Origin of the sequence: Cellulomonas telluris (genome assembly GCF_004886325.1) — a bacterium.
Lineage (GTDB): Bacteria > Actinomycetota > Actinomycetes > Actinomycetales > Cellulomonadaceae > Cellulomonas > Cellulomonas telluris.
Window position 1 is genome coordinate 1 of the sequence record NZ_QXFN01000003.1, and the last position, 22,376, is coordinate 22,376.

Annotated in this window: 21 protein-coding genes; 12 read left to right on the forward strand and 9 right to left on the reverse strand. The window is 75.2% G+C overall.

Features of this window, described 5'->3' with window-relative positions:
* The 4 genes from FB586_RS08815 to FB586_RS08830 form a co-directional block, all read left to right on the forward strand.
* The coding region (locus FB586_RS08815) for an RHS repeat-associated core domain-containing protein (protein WP_136518992.1) at nt 1-303 on the forward strand (303 nt) is incomplete at its 5' end.
* A 338-nt stretch (nt 304-641) separates the two neighbouring features.
* Nucleotides 642-845 (forward strand): hypothetical protein, encoded by a 204-nt coding sequence (locus FB586_RS19400; RefSeq protein WP_168800514.1) that lies wholly within the window; start codon nt 642-644, stop codon nt 843-845.
* Between the two features lie 716 nt (nt 846-1,561).
* The gene (locus FB586_RS19800; protein ID WP_222928331.1) at nt 1,562-2,116 is read left to right on the forward strand and encodes an RHS repeat-associated core domain-containing protein; all 555 of its coding nucleotides are present in this window, start codon (nt 1,562-1,564) and stop codon (nt 2,114-2,116) included.
* Nucleotides 2,117-2,128: 12 nt separating this feature from the next.
* The gene (locus FB586_RS08830; protein WP_136518994.1) at nt 2,129-2,332 is read left to right on the forward strand and encodes a hypothetical protein; all 204 of its coding nucleotides are present in this window, start codon (nt 2,129-2,131) and stop codon (nt 2,330-2,332) included.
* Nucleotides 2,333-2,650: 318 nt separating this feature from the next.
* Here FB586_RS08830 and FB586_RS08835 read toward each other — a convergent pair whose 3' ends face one another.
* From FB586_RS08835 to FB586_RS08850, 4 genes are all read right to left on the reverse strand, one after another.
* Complete coding sequence (locus tag FB586_RS08835) at nt 2,651-3,283, reverse strand: hypothetical protein (protein ID WP_136518995.1); 633 nt, start codon at nt 3,281-3,283, stop codon at nt 2,651-2,653.
* A complete protein-coding gene (locus tag FB586_RS08840; RefSeq protein ID WP_136518996.1) occupies nt 3,267-4,478 on the reverse strand; it encodes a hypothetical protein in 1,212 nt (403 codons plus the stop codon). The genes FB586_RS08835 and FB586_RS08840 overlap by 17 nt, the downstream gene beginning before the upstream one ends.
* On the reverse strand, nt 4,475-5,128 hold the full coding sequence (locus FB586_RS08845; protein ID WP_136518997.1) for an ATP-binding cassette domain-containing protein: 654 nt from the start codon (nt 5,126-5,128) through the stop codon (nt 4,475-4,477). The genes FB586_RS08840 and FB586_RS08845 overlap by 4 nt, the downstream gene beginning before the upstream one ends.
* Before the next feature lie 649 nt (nt 5,129-5,777).
* A complete protein-coding gene (locus FB586_RS08850; RefSeq protein WP_136518998.1) occupies nt 5,778-6,347 on the reverse strand; it encodes a hypothetical protein in 570 nt (189 codons plus the stop codon).
* 306 nt (nt 6,348-6,653) lie between these two features.
* Between FB586_RS08850 and FB586_RS08855 the strand changes: the two genes are divergently transcribed.
* From FB586_RS08855 to FB586_RS08865, 3 genes are all read left to right on the forward strand, one after another.
* Nucleotides 6,654-7,661, forward strand: coding sequence for a hypothetical protein (locus FB586_RS08855; protein ID WP_136518999.1), 1,008 nt, complete (start codon nt 6,654-6,656; stop codon nt 7,659-7,661).
* A 149-nt stretch (nt 7,662-7,810) separates the two neighbouring features.
* Nucleotides 7,811-8,251: a PPOX class F420-dependent oxidoreductase gene (locus FB586_RS08860; protein WP_246036665.1), complete on the forward strand. Its 441-nt coding sequence runs from the start codon at nt 7,811-7,813 to the stop codon at nt 8,249-8,251.
* Between the two features lie 194 nt (nt 8,252-8,445).
* A complete protein-coding gene (locus tag FB586_RS08865) occupies nt 8,446-9,939 on the forward strand; it encodes a glycoside hydrolase family 88 protein (protein ID WP_246036666.1) in 1,494 nt (497 codons plus the stop codon).
* A gap of 127 nt (nt 9,940-10,066) precedes the next feature.
* On the opposite strand, the gene FB586_RS08870 is transcribed toward FB586_RS08865, so the two are convergent.
* Complete coding sequence (locus FB586_RS08870; RefSeq protein WP_222928332.1) at nt 10,067-11,443, reverse strand: acyltransferase family protein; 1,377 nt, start codon at nt 11,441-11,443, stop codon at nt 10,067-10,069.
* Nucleotides 11,444-11,605: 162 nt separating this feature from the next.
* On the reverse strand, nt 11,606-13,144 hold the full coding sequence (locus tag FB586_RS08875; protein WP_136519000.1) for a non-reducing end alpha-L-arabinofuranosidase family hydrolase: 1,539 nt from the start codon (nt 13,142-13,144) through the stop codon (nt 11,606-11,608).
* A 330-nt stretch (nt 13,145-13,474) separates the two neighbouring features.
* Between FB586_RS08875 and FB586_RS08880 the strand changes: the two genes are divergently transcribed.
* The 3 genes from FB586_RS08880 to FB586_RS08890 all read left to right on the forward strand — a co-directional run bounded on the left by FB586_RS08880 (nt 13,475) and on the right by FB586_RS08890 (nt 16,875).
* Complete coding sequence (locus FB586_RS08880) at nt 13,475-14,428, forward strand: DUF808 domain-containing protein (protein WP_136519001.1); 954 nt, start codon at nt 13,475-13,477, stop codon at nt 14,426-14,428.
* Between the two features lie 70 nt (nt 14,429-14,498).
* Nucleotides 14,499-15,314 (forward strand): formate/nitrite transporter family protein, encoded by an 816-nt coding sequence (locus FB586_RS08885; protein WP_136519002.1) that lies wholly within the window; start codon nt 14,499-14,501, stop codon nt 15,312-15,314.
* Between the two features lie 79 nt (nt 15,315-15,393).
* Nucleotides 15,394-16,875 (forward strand): gluconokinase, encoded by a 1,482-nt coding sequence (locus FB586_RS08890; RefSeq protein WP_136519003.1) that lies wholly within the window; start codon nt 15,394-15,396, stop codon nt 16,873-16,875.
* Between the two features lie 84 nt (nt 16,876-16,959).
* On the opposite strand, the gene FB586_RS20000 is transcribed toward FB586_RS08890, so the two are convergent.
* The 3 genes from FB586_RS20000 to FB586_RS08905 all read right to left on the reverse strand — a co-directional run bounded on the left by FB586_RS20000 (nt 16,960) and on the right by FB586_RS08905 (nt 18,870).
* Nucleotides 16,960-17,526, reverse strand: a complete 567-nt coding sequence (locus tag FB586_RS20000; protein WP_136519004.1) for a dTDP-4-dehydrorhamnose 3,5-epimerase family protein — start codon at nt 17,524-17,526, stop codon at nt 16,960-16,962.
* Nucleotides 17,527-17,678: 152 nt separating this feature from the next.
* The gene (locus tag FB586_RS20005; protein WP_136519005.1) at nt 17,679-17,894 is read right to left on the reverse strand and encodes a hypothetical protein; all 216 of its coding nucleotides are present in this window, start codon (nt 17,892-17,894) and stop codon (nt 17,679-17,681) included.
* Nucleotides 17,895-18,027: 133 nt separating this feature from the next.
* On the reverse strand, nt 18,028-18,870 hold the full coding sequence (locus FB586_RS08905) for an SMP-30/gluconolactonase/LRE family protein (RefSeq protein ID WP_136519006.1): 843 nt from the start codon (nt 18,868-18,870) through the stop codon (nt 18,028-18,030).
* A 217-nt stretch (nt 18,871-19,087) separates the two neighbouring features.
* Between FB586_RS08905 and FB586_RS08910 the strand changes: the two genes are divergently transcribed.
* Together FB586_RS08910 and FB586_RS08915 are read left to right on the forward strand one after the other, a co-directional pair.
* Nucleotides 19,088-21,184 carry a prolyl oligopeptidase family serine peptidase gene (locus FB586_RS08910; RefSeq protein WP_136519007.1) on the forward strand — a complete coding sequence of 699 codons (2,097 nt, stop codon included), beginning with the start codon at nt 19,088-19,090 and terminating at the stop codon, nt 21,182-21,184.
* A complete protein-coding gene (locus tag FB586_RS08915) occupies nt 21,181-22,365 on the forward strand; it encodes an amidohydrolase family protein (protein WP_136519008.1) in 1,185 nt (394 codons plus the stop codon). Before FB586_RS08910 ends, FB586_RS08915 begins: the two co-directional genes overlap by 4 nt.
* Nucleotides 22,366-22,376 lie beyond the last annotated feature (11 nt).

The following is a 22,376-nucleotide window of genomic DNA, read 5'->3' on the forward strand; positions in this document are numbered from 1 at the left end:
AACGTCCTGGCGGCGAAGCAGGGCAGCAACCGCCTGTACTACGTCCAGGATGCGACGGACTCGGTCATCGGTGTGTTCGATGCCGCCGGCGGGTTCACCGGTGGGTACTCCTACTCCCCGTACGGCGAGCTGCGCGCGGCGAGCGACAACCCCGTGATCAAGGACAACCCGTTGCGCTTCGCCAGCGGCCTGTGGGATGGCGCGGTCAACCTCTACCGGCTCGGCGGCCGCTACTACGACCCGAGCCTGGGCCGGTTCACGCAGTACGACCCGACCGGTCAGGAGCCCAACCCCTACGCGTAGGCGGCGGGCAACCCGGCGAACTTCATCGACCCGACCGGCACGAAGGTGCGGTGGGGGTGGTTCACCAAGGCCGTCGACAAGGTAGGCAAGGGGCTCGACGGCTTCCAGGCGTTCCAGACGGTCCGTGCCTACGCTCGTGGCGACACGTACGGCGGCTCGGTGGGTGTGGCGTCGTTGGCCATCGGAGGAGTGGTCGGTGGCGTCTGCGCCGGCCTCACCGCCGCGGCCACCGGAGGGGCAGGGCTTCTCGCGGCTGGTGGCTGCGTGACCCTCGGGGGCATGGCGAGCTTCGGGTTCGAGCAGCTGGCAGCCAAGCGGCGCAGGTAGCGAGGAGTGACATGACCAACCAGACCGACGACCGGCCCCGCGGTGCGCTGGCGGTGATCCTGTACGTGCTGGTGCCGCTGGCGACGGCGGGCGCCTTGTACGCCGCGTTTACAGGGCACGCGTCGGACGCGCGGGTGCTTGTCGCCTCGGTCGTGGGCTCGGCGACCTGCATCGGGGTCCTCTACAAGGTGCTGACGTCGTGGGGAAGGAGCTGACGTGGACGTCGTGACCGTGCTCGTCATCGCTGCGGTGGTCGTCGCGGTCAGAATGGCCTCGAACCGGCACCGCAAGGGCCGCGACCGCTGACAGCACCGGCGGCGGTTCACGTCGGCCGCGCAACCCACCGCCTCGGCACTCGGACGCACGGCTCACCCGGGGCGCTCCCGGCAAGGACCACGTCGACCCCGCACCAGGGCAACCTGGGCGGGGTCGACGTGCGCGCCGGCGCCGGTACCGCGCAGACCAGACCGCGGTCGCGGTGCGCGTCGCTGCGCTGCTGCACCCAAGGACACGCTGCGCGCGACCGAGGCAACCCCGACCACGTCGCCTCCTGGTACCCGGCTCGGCCTGTCCCGGGGCACGGGAGGTCGCGGCTGCGAGTTGCCCGGCCAGGTGGCGAGCGGGTACACCGCAGCCGCGTTCTCAAGCGCGCAGCTCTACGTTCTAGGAGGCGCGCGGTCGACATTCCCGGATCTGCTGGTTGCGGTTCCCGCTGAGGCGAAACGATCACGGCCTCTGCGAGCCGAGCAGCAGGTCCGAGCTAATCCACTCATGTCCCAGGGGCCCGGGTGATGAGGGGATCCACTCGTGGAACCCGCGGGACAGCACCGGTGTCGTCCGCGGGTGGCCGGGAGGGCGCCTGCAGGCGACGGGACCGACGGTACAGGCTGGTCACGGAGGTGCGGGATCGTGACGAGGTCGGTCATCGGGGTTGTTCGACGCCGCCGGCGGGTTCACCGGCGGGTACTCCTGCTCCCCGTACGGCGAGCTGCGCGCGGCGAGCGACAACCCGGTGATCAGGGACAACCCGCTGCGCTTCAGCAGTGGCCTGTGGGACGCGGCGGCCAACCTGTACCGGCTCTGGGCGCGCTACTACGACCCGAGCCTGGGCCGGTTCACGCAATACGACCCGACCGGCCAGGAGCCCAACCCGTACTCGTACGCGGCGGGCAACCCGGCGAACTTCGTCGACCCGACCGGCACGAAGATGCGGTGGGGGTGGTTCACCAAGGCCGTGGACGAGGTGGGCAAGGGGCTCGACGGCTTCCAGGCGTTCCAGACGGTCCGTGCCCACGCTCGGGGTGACACGTACAACGGCTCGGTGGGCGTGGCGTCTCTGGCCATCGGCGGGGTCGTCGGTGGCGTCTGCGCCGGGATCCCCGCCGGCGCCACCGGAGGGGCCGGGCTGGCCGCCGCTGGTGGTTGCCTAGCCCTTGGCGCGGGCGCGAGCTACGGGTTCGAGCAGCTGGCCCAACGACATCGATAGCAGGGAGCGACCATGACGAACCAGACTGACGAGCGGCCGCGCGGTGCGGCGGCAGTAGTCCTGTTCTTCCTCGTGCCGCTGGTCACCGCGGGGTTGCTGTACGCCGCCTTCACCGGGCATGCCTCGGACGCCCGGGTGCTCGTCGGCTCGGTCGCCGGCGTGATCAGCTGCTGCGCGGTGGTGTACAAGCTGCTGACGTCGTGGCGCGGGCGCTGACGTGGACGTCGTGACCGTCGTCGTCATCGCTGCGGTGATCGCCGTGGTCTTCGCGTACTCCAGGCGGGACCGCGACCGACGTCACCGCTGACAGCACCGCCAGCGGTCCACCGGGGCCCGGGCGTTCGGCGCCGCGTCGCTCGAACAGCAGCCCGGGCGCCGGGGCGCACTAGGCAAGGAGCACGTCGACCCCGCCCCCGAAGTGTCCGGGGCGGGGTCGACGCGTGCCTGGGCCTCGGTCATCGGTGCACGGTCGGGATGACGACGATGTCGTGCGTCTCCCTGAACGGCACGAGTAGACGGCATGCGGTTCGACGGCTAGGACCGCGCGTGGGCGCGTACGCGCCCGCGCCGTGGCCGTGCCGCGAACAACGCCACGACGACCGACGCGCCCACGAGGAGCAGCGGCAGGTCCGGCACCGGGCGCCACGGCGCCAAGGGGCGTGCCCACGGTTCGAAGGTCCCGTCGGGGGAGGCGCCTGCGAAGAGGCAGCACCCGAGGTAGGCGAGCGACGCCGAGAAGCCGGCCGTGGTGCCGCCCACGCGCGCCGCGGCCAGGGCGAGCGCGGTGGTCACGACGAGGGTGCGCACCGCGGCCGCCGCTGCCGCCGCGTCACCGCCGCGCGCGAGGGCACCCGCCGCGACCAGGCCTGACGTCACGACGAGCAGCAGCACGCCGAGCCCCGTGCGCAGGGCGCGCACCGGGCGGGGCGAGCGCTCCTCGAGCTCGAGGTCGCCACCGGTGAGGGTCGGGACGAGGCACATCGCGACCACGAAGGACGTGACTGCGGCCGTCGCGGCCTCGAGCTCCCCGCCGCGCAGCTGTGGCGTGGACACCGTCGTCGGCAGCAGCGCGGCGATCACCGTCACGCCGGTGGCCGCGAGCAGTGCCGGGGTGACCAGCCGGCGCGCGCACCACGTCGCCACGACGCCGTCAGCACGCACGGGCACGCCGCAGGATGGGCTCGAGCTCGTCGGACGCGTCCTCCTCGACGGCGCGGAGGAGCGCGTCGTGCAGGTCCGCGAGGATCGTCAGGTCGTCGGTCGCCGCCGTGCACGGCGCCGCCCACGCCTGTGCGTACGCGGCGACCATCTGGCTGCGGAGGTCCGTCTCGTCGACGTGGGCCGGGGACGTCCGGACGACCACGGTCGTGTCGTCGGACGTCAAGCCGTACTGGGCGAACCGGAGGTCGGCGGGTGCGCCCGTCCGCTCCACCGCTGCGCGGACCCGCTGCTCGGCGGCGACCATGACCGGCAGCGTCGCCCGGGAGCCGGCCCACACGCACACGCGCGCGTCGGCGGAGCAGACCGAGCCGGACGGGTCGGTGCGGGCGAAGCCGTTCGGTGACCACCCCGACGCCACGAGCCCGGCGGAGATGACGACGGCGGCGGCGGGCAGCAGGACCGTGCCGACGCGCGGGCGCGCCACGTGCAGCCGCGCGCCGAGCACCAGCACGAGGGCCACCCCCGCGGTCGCCGTGACCGCGAGGCAGTACGCAGTGAGCACGAGGAGGGGGCGAGGGGCGGGTACGAGGTTCGGGAACCACGTCTGGTCGACGAACGGCGCGACGAGCTGCTGCAGCTCGGGCCTCGGCGACAGGGCCACCTCGCCCGCGAGGAGGGTGGCCGCATAGGGCGCCGGGGCCACGAGGACGACGCCGAAGGAGGTGCGCAGCACGGTCCCCACCGCGGCCGCGACCGCGTAGCACGACGTCGCGGAGGCCAGGCCGAGCAGGGTCAGCGGCCAGGCCGACAGCAGAGCCGATGCGCCGAGCGTGGCGCTCCGGCCGTACGCGACCAGGTGGACCAGCAGCAACGCGCCGGTGAGCCACACGAGATCGCCCCCGGCGGAGACGAGGACGACGCGGGGCGGCGAGGGCACGCTCCGTCGCAACGTGTACCCGCGGTCGTCCGACCAGCGGGCGCCGGCGAGGTAGCCGACCACCGCGAACAGGCAGCCCCCGATGGCGAAGGACAGGACGGAGAGGAAGAGGCCCGTGTCCGGCGTCGCGCCGAGCCACCGGCTGGTCGCGGGGGTCTCGGCGAAGACCAGCGCGGCGCCGGACGCCGTCAGGAGCAGCGCGGCGGCGGGCGCGCCGGACACCGCTGCGGCGTCGAGGACCTCGCGCACCCGGGGCCGTGTCACCGCCCACCGCCGAGCAGCTGCTGGACCGTGACCGCACCGTCGCCGGTGACCGACTCGACGAGGCGTCCGTCCTCCAGCACGTGGTACGTCGCGCCCGGGTACCTGTTGAGCTCGTGGTCGTCGTGGGAGGCCACGACCACGACCGCGCCCGCGTCGAGCGCGGCCGTCACGACGTCGTGCACGGCGTCCCGGGCCTCGAAGTCCAGACCGGATGTCGGCTCGTCCAGCAGGTAGACGTGCGGGCGGTTCGACAGCTCGACCGCGAGGCCGAGCCGCCGCTGCATCCCGCCCGAGAGGCGACTCGCCCGCGCCTCCGCCCGGTCGGTGAGCCCCACCGTGGCGAGCACCTCGGCCGTGCGGGACTCGAGCTCGTCAGCGGCGACCCCGCGCAACCACGCCCCGTAGCGTGCGAACGCCCGGACGCTCGCGCGTCCGCGGACCGCGAAGTCCTGATGGAGGTAGCCCGACACGGCCCGGTAGTCGCGCCACGCGGCCGCACCGGAGACCTCCGCGCCGTCGAGGCGCACCGTCCCCTCGCGCGGGCGTTCGAGTCCCGCGAGCACGCGCAGCAGGCTGCTCTTCCCGGAGCCGTTGCGCCCCACGAGGAAGTGCACGCCGCCGGGCAGCGCGAGACGGTCGGCGCCGAGCATGAACCCCGAGCGGCCGTACCGCAGGACGAGACCCTCGACGTCGAGGCGGTGCGCCGCGGGTGTCTCGCCCCGGTTCCCCGGTGAGGGTGCCGACCTCTGCCCCCGGGGTTCGTCTCGCTCGGGTCGAGGTGCGCGGGGCGTCAGGAGCCCGACCCGGAGACGACGAACGACACGACGCGTGACGCCGGCAGCGTGGTGCTGACGCTCCCGGACGTCGACTGCTGCCCCGGGCCGGAGCTCCGACCTGCGTCCCGCACTGTGCACCTGCGGACCGGTGACATCCCCGTGCCCCCTGTGGCTGGCGACGTGTCTCGATGACCGGCGGCAGCGCTGCCGCCGGGTCGAGGTGACGGCGGTGACCCTAGCGCGGTCCACCTCCTCCCCGGGGCGGTTCCGTGGGTGGTCCTCGCCCGGGCTGACCGGGTCGGCTCGACCTCAGGCACCGAGGACGTGTCTCGCGATGCAGCGCTCAGGTCGTCAGCGGACATGCCAGGACGTCGGGCGCCGGAAGTACGAGACCGTGCGGTCGTCCGGCCACGGCACCGGGCTGACACTCGTGGCTCGAAAGGGTCCATCGCGCGGCCGAGGTGGCCGGGCGCACATGGCCGGGGACGCGTTCCGCCGGCTCAGGGGCCGCGGCGTGCGGACCTCACCCGCCGGGGCAGTCCCCGCTGCCCGAGTAGCACGGGACGTGCTCGACGGGCGGGATCGGTAGTGGCACCTCGTCCTCGTGGGGGGCGAGCCCCTGCACGAGCCGGTCGGCGTGCAGGTCGTTCCGCACGGGGACGAGTCCGTCCCCGCACTCGACCTGCCGGGTGCTGACGGTGCCGCGCTGCCCGACGTCACCCTCGGCGTCGCCGGGGGTGGCCGTGATGGTCACGCACGCGCCGAGCATCTCGTCGCCGTACGTGCCGTCGGCGTTCACCTCCTCCATCGCGATCGCGGCCGTGAGGTGGACGGTGCCGTCCGCGTCGTGCCGCGTCGCGTCCGGCTCCACCATCGTCTCCTCCGTGAACGCGTCGACCACCGCCTGACCGGTGCCCTCGGGGTCGCGGGAGCGCACGGCGACCATGGCACGGTGCGCGTGCGCCACGACGGTCTCCACCTGCGAACCGCCCTGGTCGTCCACGCTCCCGGGGTCGCCCGCGCAGCCGGCGAGCGCGCCTGCGAGGAGTGCGATCGCGGTCGCGCCGGGTGCCGTCCTCGTCCACCGGGCCACCGCTGCCTCCGTCCCTGCGCCGCGCGTCACGGGCGTGCGGTCGGCCGACGGTACCGCTGCCGATGGCGGGGCCGGGGGCGTTCCGGGGCCCGACGTCGAGAGGTCGGCCCTCGAGGTGTCGGGTGACCTCGATGCGAGCGCGGACGCCGCGTACCGCCCGACCGTGGGCGGGCGGTCGGGGTGGCCCCACGAGCGGACCCCCGACGGGGCGCACGAGGTGGTCCGGCAGGGGTACGGCGCGGCGACCTGCGGGTCCGCTCGTGAGACCGTACGGCGTCCACGAGCACGACGGGACGGGAGCGGACGATGACGAGCACCGCCAGGGACGACGCCAGGGCCGGCGGTCCGGTGATCCGGGCGCGGGTGGGTGAGGAGCACCGCGACATCGACCTCGCGCCGCTGGGCGCGAGGCCCGACGGGCAGGACCTCGCGAGCCTCCAGGAGGCGGTGGCGGCCGGACGGTACGGGCGCGCGTCGCGCGAGCAGTACGGCAAGCCGTCCCGAAGCGGAGTCATGGTCTTCACCCTGGTCGGCGGGTTCCTGGCGCTGATCTTCGGGGGCACGGCGCTCGCGGCGCTCGTCCGGGGCGACACCGACGGCGCGCTGATCGGTGTGTGGTTCACCGCCGGCGTGCTGCTCGTCGGGCTGCTCTGCGGGTGGGGGGCGCAGCGCAGCGACCGGCGGCACCGGGCCGACGTCTGGCGGCTCGTGCGCTTCGCGGAGGCGAACGGGCTCGAGGTCCAGCCGGCCGCGAAGGTGGTGCTGCGCCCGGGAAGCATCTTCACCACGAAGGCGCACGCCTCGACCGGCGAGCAGATCCGCTGGACGGTCGACGGCCGGTCCGTCGAGGTCGCGCACCACTCGCGCAGCGGCGGCGGGACGACGCCGAACAGCTTCTCGGCCCGGTACCTGGCCGTGCAGGTCGGCGAGGTGCCGGCGTTCACGTTCACCGGGCCGGTGCGCGGTCCGGCGCGCCCCCGCAGCCTCGCCGGTCCGGAGGTCGTCGTGCACGGCACCGGCGGGGGGCGGCGCCGGGGGAAGCTCGTCAGCCGGGTCCGCACCGCGGACGCGGCCCGCGCCTTCCTCACGGACGACCTCGTGGACCTGCTCACCGACCCCGAGCACCCCTGCAACGCCGAGACCGCCGGCGGGTGGTTCCTCGCGTACTTCCCGTCGCGTCCCGTCCCGGACGCCGCCCGCTGGCGACACCTGTTCGCCCTCGCGGAGGCGGTGGTCCGCGCGGCGGACCGGTCGGCCGGCGGTGCCACCTCGTCCCCTCCGACCGACGGGGCGGGGCCGAACGGCCGGCCCTGACACTCCCGCGGCGGGCGCGGCGTCGTCCACGTGCGGTCACGTGCGCGCACGCGCATGCTGGCGCCGGCCCCACCGCGCACCCCGCGCCGGTGGTCCCCACGTCGCCGGGCCTCCTCCGGAGGCCGACCACGGACTCGGAGAGGACGACCGTGACCACGTCCGACAGCCCCGCCCCGCAGGACCCCGCCCCGCCCGCCCGCGCGCTCCAGCGCCTGCGCGCCCTCGGTGACGAGCGGTACGTCTCGCTCACCACGTTCCGGCGCAGCGGCGAGCCGGTGGCCACGGCCGTGTGGATCGCGCGCGACGGCGACGACCTCGTCGTGACCACGTCCGCCGGCAGCGGCAAGGTCAAGCGGCTGCGCCACGACCCGCGCGTCGAGCTGCGCCCCTGCGACCGCTTCGGCCGGGTCGCCGACGACGCGGAGTGCGTCGCCGCGACCGCCGAGATCGTCGGCGCGGACGTCGACGAGCCGCACAGGATGGGCCTCCTGCGGGACAAGTACGGGCTCGAGTACCGCGCCGTCACGGCTCTCGAGAGGCTCACCCGCCGGGGCGGCGACCGGATCGTCCTGCGCATCTCCGCCGCCTGATCTCCGGCCGTGGCCGCGCCGTCCCTCGCGACGGCTCTCTCTCAGCGCGGCCGGCAGGCCCTGCACGGGCACGGACGTCCCTCCCGGGGTCGCGGGACGGCGGGCGCCGCGCGCCTTCCGGAACGTCCGGTTCCTCCCTAGCCTGGTCGCGGCCCGGCGACGACGCCGGGCCCCGTCTCATGGGGGAGCACGCGATGTCCGACGCCACCGAGCTCGACCAGCGCCACGACCACCGGCACGACGACCACCAGCACCACGACCACCAGCACGCCGGGCCCCGGGCGCCGCTCGCCCGCCGCACCTTCCTCGCGCTGACCGGGGTGGCCGCGGCCGCCGTCGCGGGCGCGAGCGGTGCGGCGGCGCACGACGGCCGCGGCTGGGGGCCGCGCCCCGACCTGCGCCACGGTCCTCGCCGCCACCACGGTGGCCGGGGTGGCGCCCAGCGCGCCGCGGTCGGGTTCCTGCAGGCCGCGACGAACGCCTACCCGTCAGTCGGCACGGGGCCGCGCCTGGCGCAGAGCTACGCCGACGAGCTCGGCCTGTTCAGCACGGCGTTCGTCTACGACAACGCGCTGGCCATCGGCGCGCTGCTCGCCGACGGCCGCCGCTCGAGCGTGCAGACCGCCCGCGTGATCGGCGACGGCCTCGTGTTCGCGCAGGAGAACGACCCCGACTTCGACGACGGCCGGCTGCGGCAGGGCTACAACGTCGGCCCGTACACGTTCTACGACGGCACGCCGCAGCCCGACGGCCTCGTGCGCGCGGACGGCCGGGCGAACGTCGGCTGGCAGTTCGGGTTCCTCGGCACGGCCGTCGGCGACATGGCGTGGCCCGGCATCGGCCTGCTGCACCTGTTCCGCGCCACGGGGGACCGGCGCTACCGCGACGCCGCGGTGCGCATCGGCGAGTGGATCACGACGAACACGTGGTCGACCCGGCCGCTCGGCGGGTTCTCGTTCGGCGTCGACGGCGCGAACCAGCCGGTGCCGAACGGCTCGACCGAGCACAACATCGACTGCGTCGCGTTCTTCGGCATGCTGCGGCGGGCCACCGGCGACCGCAGGTGGGAGGCCGCCGCCGCGCACGCCCACACGTTCGTGCGGCGGATGTGGGAGCCGGCGTCGGGCTGGTTCTGGACGGGCACGAACGACGGGGTCGAGATCAACCGCGACCCCGTGCCGCTCGACCCGCAGACGTGGAGCCGCCTCGCGCTGCAGGACCGGCGCTACGACCGGGCGCTCGACTGGGCCGCCACGGGCCTCGCGGTGACGGACGACGCGTCGGCACCGACGTCGCAGCTGCCCGACGGCGAGCGGGTCTCCGGCGTCACGTTCAGCACCGCGTCCACGACGTCGACCGCGCAGTACAACGGCATCACCGTCCACCCGCAGGGCGTGTGGCTGGAGGGGACGGCGCAGCTCGCCACGTCGCTGCTCGACCGGGACGCGCGCGGCGACCGGCACCGGGCCGAGCGCCTGCTCGACCAGGTGCGGCACGTGCAGGACGTCCTCGGCGGCGGCCAGCACCTCGGCGGCGTCGAGGTGGACGGCGGGATCGTGGCGGCGTCCAGCCTGCTCGACACCGGGTTCGGGTTCGGCTACTTCCAGGTCCAGCACGTCGGCGCGACGTCGTGGTTCCTGTACGCCTCGACGCGCTCGAACCCGATGCGCTGGGGCGGCCTGCGCTGAGCTGACCGGTCCGCTCCGCCGCCTCCGGAGCTCGTCGGCACCCGACGCCTCAGGGTGCCGACCAGCTCCGGGACGGCGAGCGGGCAGGGGACCCCGCTGCACAGGGACGGGCGAGACCCGGCGCGGGTCACGCGCGACGCCCCTGCCGCGGAGCCCGTCCCGCACGCGCCAGCAGCACCAGCCCGACGACCACGAGCGCGAGCTCCGTGACCGGCGCACCGGCGACCGTGGGCGCGAGCCCGTCCACCCCGCCGACGCCCAGCCCGAGGAGGCCGAGGAGGCACGCGACCACGCCCAGCCCGACCGCGACGCCCGAGGGCTCGCGATCGGGCGGGCGCGCGGGGCGCAGCTCGAACCGCCCCACGGCCGCGACGACCGCGACGAGCAGCACGGCCAGCACGAGCACCCACGGGACCCGCAGCGCGAACCAGCGGCCCGACCCCACCTCCGGCGTCGGGAACGCGCCGGTGCCGACCAGCGCGAGCCCGGCCACCACGACGGGCACGGTGTGCCACAGGAACACCGTGAGCACGACCGCGTTCGCCCCGACGACGGCGTCCCACACGCGCGGCCGCGCGACCGCGCGCTCGCCCAGCGGGCGCAGCAGCAGGACCACGCCGGTCCACGCCGCCGTCAGTGCCAGCAGGGCGAGCGTGGGCGGGGCGGTGTTGTCGAGCTCGCCGGCGGGTCCCGCGCCCACCATCGTCACGGCGTACGGGCCCCACGCCGTGAGGACGACGACGCCCGCGAGGCCGGCCGCCGCGAGCGCGACCGCCGTGCCGCGCGACCGGGTCAGGACGCCGTCGTGCCAGGCGACGCCGAGCTGGTGCGCGACGAGCCAGCCGGCGAGGTAGCTCGCGGCGGCCGGTGCGGGCGAGCCCGTCACCACGCGCGCGACGTCCCCCGCGGCGACCAGCGCGACGAGCGGCAGGAGCACGGCCGCGGCCCCGCGGCGCCGCTGCCAGGCGATCGTCGCCGGCGCGAGCGCGACCACGGCCAGGTACACGACGAGGAACCACAGCGACGTCGTCGCGAGCCACACGCAGGTGCGCGCCAGCTGCGGGTCGGCACCCAGCGCCAGCGCGCCGACGTACCCGGCGACGAGCACGACGCCGAACGCGGCGGTCGGGCGCAGGAGCCGCAGCGCCCGGGCCCGCACCCACGCTGCGGCACCGCCCCCGCGGCGCGGCGACGACCACGAGGCCGCGTTCGCGTACCCGCCGACGAGGAACACGACCGGCATCACCTGCGTGAGCCAGGTCCACGGGTGCGTCCAGGGCAGGAGGGTGAGGATGCTGACGCCCCCGAGCCGGCCGTCGGTGACGGTGACCGCCGAGACGACCCAGTGGCCCAGCACGACGACCGTCACGGCTGCGACCCGCAGCAGGTCCACGTAGCGGTCGCGCCCGGCGGGCGCGGTGGCGGCCGCGCGCCGCACGCGCCCGCCGAACGTCGTGGGCGCGTCCGCACCGCCCCGGTGCCCGTCCCCCCGGCTCCCGCTCACGGCGACCCCTCGTCGCGTCGACCGTCCCCTCGACCCCTCCGTCGAGACCTCCATGGTGACGCCCTGCCAGCACTGCGGCACGGGCGCGAACCCGGACTTCGTCAGGACGGGGTGCGCGGGGTCCTGACGAGGTCCGGGTTCACGGGCTGGACGGTTCGGGTCCTACCGCTGCAGGGTCAGCAGGCCCGGCCGGTAGGGCAGGCGGCCGTAGTCACCGCCGGAGGACGGCGAGCGGCCCTGGTAGAGCAGCTGGAGGTTGCACGGGTCGACCGTCATGGTCTGGTCGGCGCTGGTGCGCAGCAGCTCGCCGTGGCTGATGTCGTTGGTCCAGGTGGCGCCGCTGTTGGCCTTGCCGGCGAACGGGTTGGACTCGGTCGTCGCGTTCGGGGTCCACGAGCCGCCGAGGCTGGTGGCCGTGAAGGACCGGAAGTAGCGGCCCTGCGCGCCCATGGCCTCGACGATCATGAGGTACCGGCTCTGGCCCGCGAGCTTGTAGACCTGCACGGCCTCGAACAGGTTCTCCTTGGTGTCGCTCATGACGACGGTGGAGGCGGGGCCGAAGCTCCCGGGGAAGTTCCCGATCGGCATGCTCGCCCGGTAGATGCGCCCGTTGTCGCCGGCGAAGAACAGGTACATGTTCTGGCCGTCACCGATGAGCGCCTGGTCGATCGGGCCGGTGTCGGAGCCGGAGATGGTGCCGGAGAACAGCGTCTGCGGGGCCGACCAGCTGTTCACGTCGGCGGGGTTGGTCGACGTCCGGTAGGAGAAGGCGGGTCCGCCCCACTGGTAGGCGAGCACCCAGACGTTCTTCGGCGCGAAGTAGAACAGCGAGGGCGCGACCGCGCTGAACGGCATCGCGATCTGCTGGGCCGAGGCCATCTGCGACCAGCTCGAGAACGGCGCGAAGGCCATCGAGCCCCACGACGTGCCGTTGTCGTGCGTCGTCGCGTAGACGAGCTGCTGCCCGTTGTACGGGGCGACCGTGAAGTCCTTGAGCGAGGCCCAGCCGGACCGGGGCTGCGCGAGCACGCCCGAGTCCCGCCATCGGTAGGACGTCGGCAGCGAGCAGGTGCCCGTCGGCGGGGTCGTCGTGGTGGGGGAGGGCGTCGGGTTCGGGCTGGTGCCGCCGACGCGCACGAGCTGCCACTGCTGGTTGGCGCCGCCCCAGCTCGTGTACTGGACGACGTTCGCGCCGTCGGCCGTCGAGGCGCCCTGCACCTCGACCGCCTTGCCCGACTGCCGGCCGATCAGCGTCACGTACCCGCCGGAGACGTCCTGCAGCCGGAACTGCTGGTTGGCCTGGTTGCGGTCGGTGTACTGGACGATCGCGGCACCGTCGGCCGTCGACCAGTTGTGGACGTCCAGCACCTTGCCCGAGAGGCGCGACTTGAGCCGGTACCACCCGTCGCCCGAGTCGACGAACTGCCACTGCTGCTGGGCCCCGTCGTTGCGGGTCCACTGCACGATGCGGGCGCCGTCGTTCGTGGCCAGGTTGTAGACGTCGAGCGCCTTGCCGCTGCCGCGGTTGACCAGGACGTAGGAGGCGTTCGTGTCGACGGTCGCCGCGGACGCCGCCGGTGCGACGACCAGCGCGAGGGCGCCGGTGGCGACGGCCGTGGCGAGGGCGGCGAGCCCGGCCACCAGGCGGTGCCGGGAGGCTCGGGCGGGCCGGTGGGCCCGGGGTGCACGTGCTGGTCTCATGGTGCTCTCCTTCGAGTCGCCACGACGGCCGCGGAGGACGGCGGCGCGGACGGGCCAGGGACGGGCTGGATCGATACAACCGCGTCGGCGGGAGCCGCCGGGGCCGCGGATGTGAGCCTTAACATTGGCCCGCTCGTCGCCGCGTGCGAAGAGGGAGCAGCAGGAGTTAAACGCTTCGACGCCCGGACGCGTGACCGGGCCGCGTCGCGCCCGCCCGCGCCCACCGGAACCGGCCCGCGGGCGGCGGGCGCGTGCGGCGGCCCCTACCCTGTCCTCGGCGCACGACCCGCCCGGGCCGTGCCCTCGGCACGGACGAAGGTGGCGGCGCGCATGCCTGGCGGACTCGCAGCACTCCTGGACGACGTCGCGGCCCTCGCGAAGCTCGCGGCGGCGTCCATCGACGACGTCGGCGCAGCCGCCGGGCGCGCGGGCGCGAAGGCAGCGGGCGTCGTCATCGACGACACCGCGGTCACGCCCCGCTACGTGCACGGCGTGACCGCGAACCGCGAGCTGCCGATGATCTGGGCGATCGCGCGCGGCTCGCTGCGCAACAAGCTGCTGTTCATCCTCCCCGCGGCCCTGCTGCTCAGCCAGTTCCTGCCCGGGCTGCTCACACCCATCCTCATGGTCGGCGGCACCTACCTGGCGTTCGAGGGGGCCGAGAAGGTGTGGGAGGCGCTGCGCGGAAACAAGGCGGCCGAGCGCGCGGAGGCCGCCGTCGAGCAGGGGCCGGAGGCCGAGAAGAAGCTCGTGGCCGGCGCCGTCCGCACCGACTTCATCCTGTCGGCCGAGATCATGGTCATCGCGCTCAACGAGGTGGCGGACCAGGGGTTCGTGGGCCGCGCGGTCTCGCTCGTGGTCGTCGCGATCGCCATCACGGCCCTCGTCTACGGGGCGGTCGCGCTCATCGTGAAGATGGACGACATCGGCCTGCGCCTCGCGAACACCCGCCGTGGGGCCACGGCCGCGTTCGGCCGCGGTCTCGTCACGGCGATGCCCAAGGTGATGGCCGTGCTCTCGACGGTCGGCATCGCGGCGATGCTCTGGGTCGGCGGGCACATCCTGCTCGTCGGCGTCGACGAGCTCGGCTGGCACGGGCTGTACGACGTGGTGCACCACCTCGAGGAGGCCGTGCACCACGTGCAGGGCGTCGGCGGGTTCCTCGCCTGGTTCGTCAACACCCTCGCGTCCGCGCTCGTCGGGCTCGTCGTGGGTGCGGTCGTCGCGTTCGTCGTCCACCAGGTCCACGTGATCCGCCACCGGCGCGCGCACGCGGCGCACTGACGCCGGGGCCCGCGGACCGGCGGGCGCGTTCGGATCGCGCGGGCAGCGCAGCCGCCGTTCCCTGGGAGACATGGCCGACGTGCGCGACTCGCCCGCCCTCCCGCCCGAGCAGCCCGAGGCGGAGGTCGAGGACGCGTTCGACCGGCTGGTCGAGGAGGGCGAGGACCGGCTCTCCCGCCCCTGGCTGCCGCTGGTCAGCACCGGCCTGCTCGGCGGCATCGACGTCGGCACGGGCGTGCTCGCCTACCTCGTCGTGCTCGAGCAGACCGGCGACCACCTGCTGGCGGGGCTCGCGTTCTCGATCGGGTTCGTGGCGCTGCTGCTGGCCCGCAGCGAGCTCTTCACCGAGAACTTCCTCGTCCCGGTCACGGCGTTCGTCGCACGCCGGGGGACGCTGCGCCAGCTGCTGCGGCTGTGGGGCGTGACGCTGGTGCTCAACCTGGTGGGCGGCTGGGTGGTGACGTGGCTGGTCGTGCAGGCGCTGCCCACGATCCACCCGACGGCGGTCGAGGCCGGTGAGCACTTCGGCACGATGCCGCTGGGCCTGACGTCGTTCTGCTCCGCCGTGCTGGCAGGCATGGTGATCACGCTGATGACGCGCATGCAGCACGCCACCGAGAGCATGGGCGTCAAGATCGTGCCCGCGATCCTGTTCGGCGCGCTGCTCGCCGGGCCGCAGCTGTTCCACTCCGTGCTGGACTCGCTGCTCATGTTCGCCGCGCTGCACGTCGGCGCGGACTTCGGGTACGTGGACTGGCTCGCGCGGCTCGGCTGGGCCGCGCTCGGCAACCTCGTCGGCGGGCTCGTCCTCGTCACGGCGATCCGGCTGCTGCGGGTCCCGCACCGCGTCGCGCAGGAGCGGCGGGCGGTCGCCGAGGGGCGCTGACGCCGGACGGCCGACCGGCGGGACCTGCGGCCCCTCACTAGGGTCGGGGACGTCCGTTCCGGCGACGACGAGGTGCGTGATGGGCCGTTCCGCTGACGACGTCGATCTCGACGACGCGCTCGACCCCCTGGTCGTCGCGATGGACGTGGGCTCCACCGCCACGCGCGGCGGGGTGCACGACGCGTCGGGCCGGCCCGTGCGGGGGCTGCAGCACAAGGTGCCGCACGCCTTCACCGTCGCCCCGGACGGCACGTCCGTCATCGACCCGGACCAGGTGACGGCCGAGATCGAGCAGGTCCTCGACGCCGTGACCGCCGACCGGCGGCTCGGCACGCGCATCGCCGGCGTCGCGCTCGACACGTTCGCGGCGTCGCTCGTCGCCGTCGACGCGGCGGGGCGCCCGCTCACGCCGTGCCTGACGTACGCCGACTCCCGGTGCTCGACGGCGGTCGCGGCCCTGCGGGAGGAGCTCGACGAGCACGCCGTGCAGCAGCGGACGGGCACCCGCGTCCACGCCAGCTACCACGCGCCGCGCCTGCGCTGGCTCGCCGAGGCGGAGCCGCGGACGGTCGCGGCCACCACGGGCTGGTGGTCGCTGGGGGAGTACGTGCTGCACCGGCTCGTCGGGGTGCCGCTCGCCGGCACGTCGACGGTCGCGTGGACCGGCCTGCTCGACCGCCGGACGGGCGAGCTCGACGGCGAGCTCCTCGCGGCCGCGGGCGTCACGCCGGACCACTTCGCTCCGCCCCGGGACATGACGGACCCCGCAGCGGCCGCCGCACCCGCCCGCTGGCCCGCTCTCGCGCGTGCCCTCTGGTTCCCCGTCGTCACCGACGGCTACGCGAGCAACGTCGGCGCCGGCGCGACCGACCCGACCGTCCTCGCCGCGTCCACCGCGACCAGCGGTGCCCTGCGCGCCCTGCTCGACGGTCCGGCCGACCCCCTGCCGTTCGGCCTGTGGAACTACCGCGTGGCGAAGGACCGGACGCTGCTCGGCGGCGCGATCAACGACGTCGGGCGCGCGGTCAGCTGGGCGCAGTCCACGCTGCGGCTCGGTCCCGACCCCGCCGCCGTCCTCACCGCCGCCCCCAGCGACGCGACCCCGCTCGTGCTGCCCTACCTCACCGGCGAGCGCGCCCCGGGGTGGGTCGGCGACGCGCGCGCCGTGATCGGCGGCGTGTCGGTCGCCACGGACGCGGACGCGCTGTTCCGCGGGGTCGTCGAGGGCGTCGCGATGACCTACGCCCGCGTGGCCGACGAGCTGCGCCCGGCGGCGCCGCAGGTCGAGCAGGTCGCCGCCTCGGGCCGGGTGACCAACGACCAGCCGGAGTGGCTGCAGGTGCTCGCCGACGTGCTCGCACGTCCCGTCACGCACGTGACGCGCCGGCGCGCGACGCAGCGCGGCACCGCGCTGCTCGCCCTGGACGTGCTCGCCCCGGACGTGCCGCGGGCGCCGGACGCCACGGGGGCGACGTACGAGCCGCGACCGGAGCACGCCGACCACTACGCCGAGCGGCGGGCCCGCTTCGCGCAGGTGTACGACGCGCTGCTGCGTCCGTGAGCTACCCGGCAAAGTGCTGGACGGCTTCGGTCGTCAGACCGTCCCGTCGCGCGTGGCCCGTGCCGGCGTCGAGACGGGAGGTACTCAGACCCGGCGCTGCTCTGCGCGCCAGTCCGGGGCATCGCGGTCCTTGGTCGAGATCTGGGCGGGGTCCGACGGATCGACGGGGATGGGCCAGGTGATCGCGAGGTCCGGGCTGAGCGGGCTGAACGCGGTCCCCGGCATCCCCGCGCGCCACTCCTCGTCGAAGCAGTAGAGGTACTGCGTCTCGTCCGCCAGCGACTGGAAGCCGTTGCAGACGCCGCGCGGTACGAAGACCTGCGTGCCCTTCTCCAACGGGCAGGTGTGGACCGCGCCGTATGTCGGTGACGTGGGCCGGGCGTCCAGGTAGGCGCCCCACGCCCTGCCGGCGACGATCCCGACCAGCTTGTTCATCGCTTCGCCGTGCAGACCACGCACCGCTCCGCGGTGGGTCTCGGTCACGTTCACCTGCAGCCAGGGGCCGGCCGCCGCCGCCGCCTCGGCACCCTCCGGCCACGCGGACGAGCGGTAGAACTCGCGCACCGTGCCTCGCGCGTCCTGTGCCTGCTTCAGCCGGATCACCAGCAGTCCGTCGATCGGCGTGCTCTCGATCGCGATGTCGCCTGTCACGTCTCGCCCTTCGCTCACCAGCCCCGACCCGACGTCCCGAGCGCGGAGTCGAGACGCGCGCGTCACCGTACTCCCGGGCGCACAGCTCACGCGCCCCCGGCCTCCACCCGCGGGCTCGCGTGGCGCCGGGACGCGGGTCGGGTCGGCCTGAGCTACTCGGCGGCGGCCTCGGCGGACGCCCAGCCGCGCGCCTCCAGCGGTGACTGGCCCGCGACCCGTCGGACGGCGACGGACGGCACGCGGACGGCCCTCGGTGCCGGCCGGGCCACGCCCAGCGCGATCGCGAGGGTCCGGTCGCCGCAGTGCAGCGCGCCGACGGGGGCGGGCAGGGCGGTGACGGGCAGGGCGGGGGCGGTCGTGGTGCTCATGGCGGGTCCTTCGGGGCGTGCACGGTGCGGGGCGGCGCGCCCCTCCCGGTGACATCGGCACGCGTCGTACCCAGGATGAGGGCGCAGGCGCCGCCGACGTACGTCCCGGGCCTCCCCGGCCTCCTTGGGGCCCTCAGCCGCCGTACGGGAGCACCGGCCTGCCCGGCACGTCGACGCGCACGTGGAACAGGGCGCCCGCACCCGGCTCGGGGTCGTCGAGGTTCTCCCGCGAGGTGCTGATGTACAGGTCCTGCAGCGTCGGCCCGCCCAGGGCGCACGCCGTCACCTGGGCCGCCGCCACCTCGACCTCGGTCAGCACGTCCCCGGACGGCGACACGCAGCGCACCCGCCCGGCGCCGTGCAGCGCCACCCACACGTTGCCCGCCGAGTCGACGGTCAGCCCGTCCGGGTGGTCGTCCTCGCCGGCGAAGAACGGCCGGCGGCCGGTCAGGCGGCCGTCCACGACGTCGAACACGTCCGTCCGGCCGGTCGGGGTGTCGTTGTAGTACGCCCGCGTCCCGTCGGGGGAGAAGTCGATGCCGTTGGAGATCGTCACGTCGTCCAGCACGACCTCCACGTCCCCGTCGGGCGCGATCCGGTACAGGCGCGCGCCGCCGGGCGTGGCGTCGTAGGGCATCGACCCCGCGTACAGGACGCCGGACGGGTCGCAGCCGCCCTCGTTCATCCGCACGCCGGTGTCCGACCACAGCTCGGGCAGCGGGGTCGGCACGGCGTCGGGCCCGTCCGCCAGCGCGATCCCGCGCTCGAGGCCCACGACGTACCCGCCGCGCGTGCGCGGCCGGACGAACGCGGCGACGTCGCCGACGTGCAGACGGTCGACCGAGCCGTCGTCCCGCAGGGTCAGCAGGTCGCCGGCCAGCATGTCGACCCAGCGCAGCCCGCCCCACGTGGGCGACCAGCACGGGCCCTCGCCGTGGTAGGCGACTGCCTCGGTGACCTGCTCTGCTCGGCGCACGGTGCTCCTCCTCTGACGGGTCGACCCGGCCAGCCTCGCGCGTGCCGCGGGCCCTCCGCACGCCGACGCGCGCAGGCCGTGCCGACGCGGCGGTCCCGGGACGTGCCGGACGCGCGCCCCGCACGACCGACGCGGCGGCCTGCCTCGTCGGTCGTGGGACACCGGTCCCTGTGCTAGAAGAGGTACCCGCACCCACCCCTCGCTCGGGAGGTCGGTCATGACCGCAAGCCCTCCGGCGCCGCGCGCACGGCTCGACCCGGTCCACCGGACGGTGCACGGGCGCGAGCTGGTCGACGAGTACGCGTGGATGCTCGACACGGGCTCCGCCGCGGTGCGCGAGCACCTCGAGGCCGAGCGCCGGTACGCGGCGGCGCAGCTGGCGCAGGTCGAGGCCCTGCGGCAGGTGGTCCGGGCAGAGCTCGACGCCCGCCACGTCGACGCGCCGGTGTCGCCGACGGCCCACGGCGGCTGGTGGTACTTCACCAGGCGGCCCCGCGGCGCCGACCACCGCCAGTACCTGCGGCGCCGGATCGTCGGCGACGGCACCGTGCCGACGGGGGCGGAGCTCGAGCGCGGCGCGGAGGTGATCCTCGACGGCGACGACATCCACCGCCGGCTCGGCGGCTTCGCCCTCGGCGCGTTCCGCCCCAGCCCCGACCACCGCCGGCTGGCCTTCGGGGTCGACGTGTCGGGTGACGAGCGCTTCACGCTCCTCGTCCGGGACCTCGAGAGCGGCGAGCTGCTCGCCGACCGCCTCACCGGGTGCCACTACACGTGCGCGTGGTCCGCGGACGGGACGCGCCTGCTGTACACGACGGGCGACGCGGTGAACCGCCCGCACCGCGTCTGGCTCCACGTCCTCGGCACGGACCAGGAGCAGGACCTGCTGCTGCACGAGGACCCGGACCCGGCGTCCTGGCTCACGCTGAGCAGCACGCGCAGCGGGGCGCTCGTGGACGTGCGGGCGGCGGTCGGCTCGGTCACCGAGCACCGGCTGCTCCGCGCGGACGACCCGACCCTGCCGGCGGTCCTCGTCCTGCCGCGCGAGCGCGGGGTCTACTACGAGGTCGACCACCGGCGGACGCCCGACGGTCGGGACCTGCTCTACCTGCTGAACAACCGCAACGGGCCCGAGTTCGAGATCGCGCGGGCGTCGCTGTCCACACCCGGTGAGTGGGAGACCGTGGTGCCGCACGACCCGGACCGCCGGCTGCACTGGGTGCTGGCCTTCCGGGACCACGTCGTGGTGCACGCGCGCGCGGGGAACGCGACGGGCTTCCTCGTGATCGGGCCGGACGGGACGCAGCGGTCCGTGGGCTTCGACCCCGGCGTCCTGGTGTCCCCGGCCTCCAACCCCGACTTCGCGAGCGGTGCGCTCCGGGTATCGCACACCTCGCCGGTCCTGCCGCCGAGCGTGCGGTCGGTGGACCTGGCGACGGGCCGCACCACCGTGGTCGAGCAGATGCCGGTCGGGCCGGCGCCGGACGGTCGGCCGTACCGCCCCGAGGACTACGTGGCGCACACCCTGGGCGCACCGGCGCCGGACGGCACCACCGTCCCCGTGACCCTCGTGGAGCCCGCCGCGACGGTCGGGGCAGGACCGCGCCCGTGCGTGCTGTACGCATACGGCGCCTACGAGCGCATCGCCGACATGACCTTCTCGGTCAACCGGCTCGCGCTGCTCGACCGCGGGCTCCGGTACGCCGTCGCGCACGTGCGGGGCGGCGGCGAGCTGGGCAAGCGGTGGCACGAGGGCGGTCGCCGACAGCACAAGCCCGTCTCGGTGTCGGACTACCTCGCGGTCGTGCGGTTCCTGACCGAGGAGGGCTGGGTCGCGCCGGGCCAGGTGGTCGGGCGGTCGTCGTCCGCCGGCGGGCTGGTGGTGGGCGGCGCGCTCAACGCGGACCCGGGGGCCTTCGGCGCCGTGGTGCTGACCGCGCCGTTCGTCGACCCGCTGACCTCGCTCCTCGACCCGTCGCGGCCGCTGACCGTGCCCGAGTGGGACGAGCTCGGCAACCCGCTGGAGGACCCCGCGGCGTTCGACACGATCCGCGGCTACTCGCCGTACGAGAACGTGCGCGGCGTCCGGTACCCGCCGGTCCTCGTCGTGTCGGGGACGCAGGACGCCCGCGTGTCGATCGCGGAGCCCGCGCGGTGGGTCGCCCGGCTGCGGGCACGGGCGACGGGCGGGCCGTTCGTGCTGCTGCCCGAGGAGCGCACCGGGCACAGCGGCGCCCGTGGCCGGCGCCAGGTGCTCGACCGGGACGCGCTCGTCACCGCGTGGGTCCTGCATGCGGTCGGGGCGCCGGCGTGACGACCTGCGTCGTCCGGGCCGCACGCGTCCGCGACGCCGGGGGCTGGGCGACGCGCGACCTGGTCGTGCGGGACGGCGTGCTCGCGGACGTCACGCCCGCCGGGCAGGCCGCCGACGCCGATGACGGCCACGAGGTCGACGCCGCGGGGTGGTGGGCCGCACCCGTCCTGACGGACGCGCACTGCCACCTCCTGCCGGGGCACCTGCTGCGCCTGCCGCTGTACGGGGTGGGGTTCGCGATGGACCTGTTCTCCGCCCCGGGCGCCCGCGCCGGCCTGGACCGGGAGGCGGCCTCCGGTGGCGCGCGGTACGCGACGGCGGGCGTGGGGGCCGCGGTCCGCGGCGGGCACCCGTACCAGCTGGTCGCGGCGGGGCTGTACCCGGACTTCCCCTCGGTGGCCGAGTCCGGCGGCCCCGAGGCGTTCGTCCGCGCGCTCGTCGCGAGCGGCGGGACGGTGCTCAAGGTGTTCCTGGACGACGGGCGCCTCGCCGGGACGAGCCTGCCGACCTTCACGCCGCGGGAGGTGGCCGAGCTCGTCGCGGCGGCGCACGCGCACGACTGCCGGGTCGTCGTGCACGCGCCGTCGGCCGACCTCGCCTGTGTGGCCCTCGGCGCCGGTGCGGACGGGCTCGCGCACGCGCCGGTGCCCGAGAGCGACGACCAGGCGGAGGAGCTCGTGGAGGTCGCGCTGCGCCACGGGGCGTTCCTCGTCTCCACCCTCGTGGCGACGGCCTCCGCGCTGGGGCTGCCGCAGTCCGGCTCGCTGGCGGGCTCGCCGGTGTGGGAGCGGGTGCCCGCGGGGTGGCGCGCGCACCTGCGCCGGTCCGGGCGCGCGGCCCCCGACCGGGCCGCGTTCGACCGCCTGTTGGGGCTCGTCGCCCGGGCCCACGAGCGGGGCGTGCCGGTGCTCCCGGGCACCGACGCGGCGTTCCCCGGGGTGGTGCCGGGAGCGAGCCTGCACGTCGAGCTCGAGCTGCTGCACCGGTGCGGCGTCGAGGCGCACGCGCTGCTCGACCTGGCGACCGCCGGCCTGCGGGAGCGGCTCGGGCTCGGGGGCGGGCGGCTGGTCCGCGGTGCGCGGGCCGAGGTCGCGCTGCTGGACGAGGACCCGGCGGAGACCGTCCACGCGTGGGGCCGCCTGCGCGCGCTGGTGCTCGGCACGGCCACCCTGCGGTTCTGACCGGCGCTGCG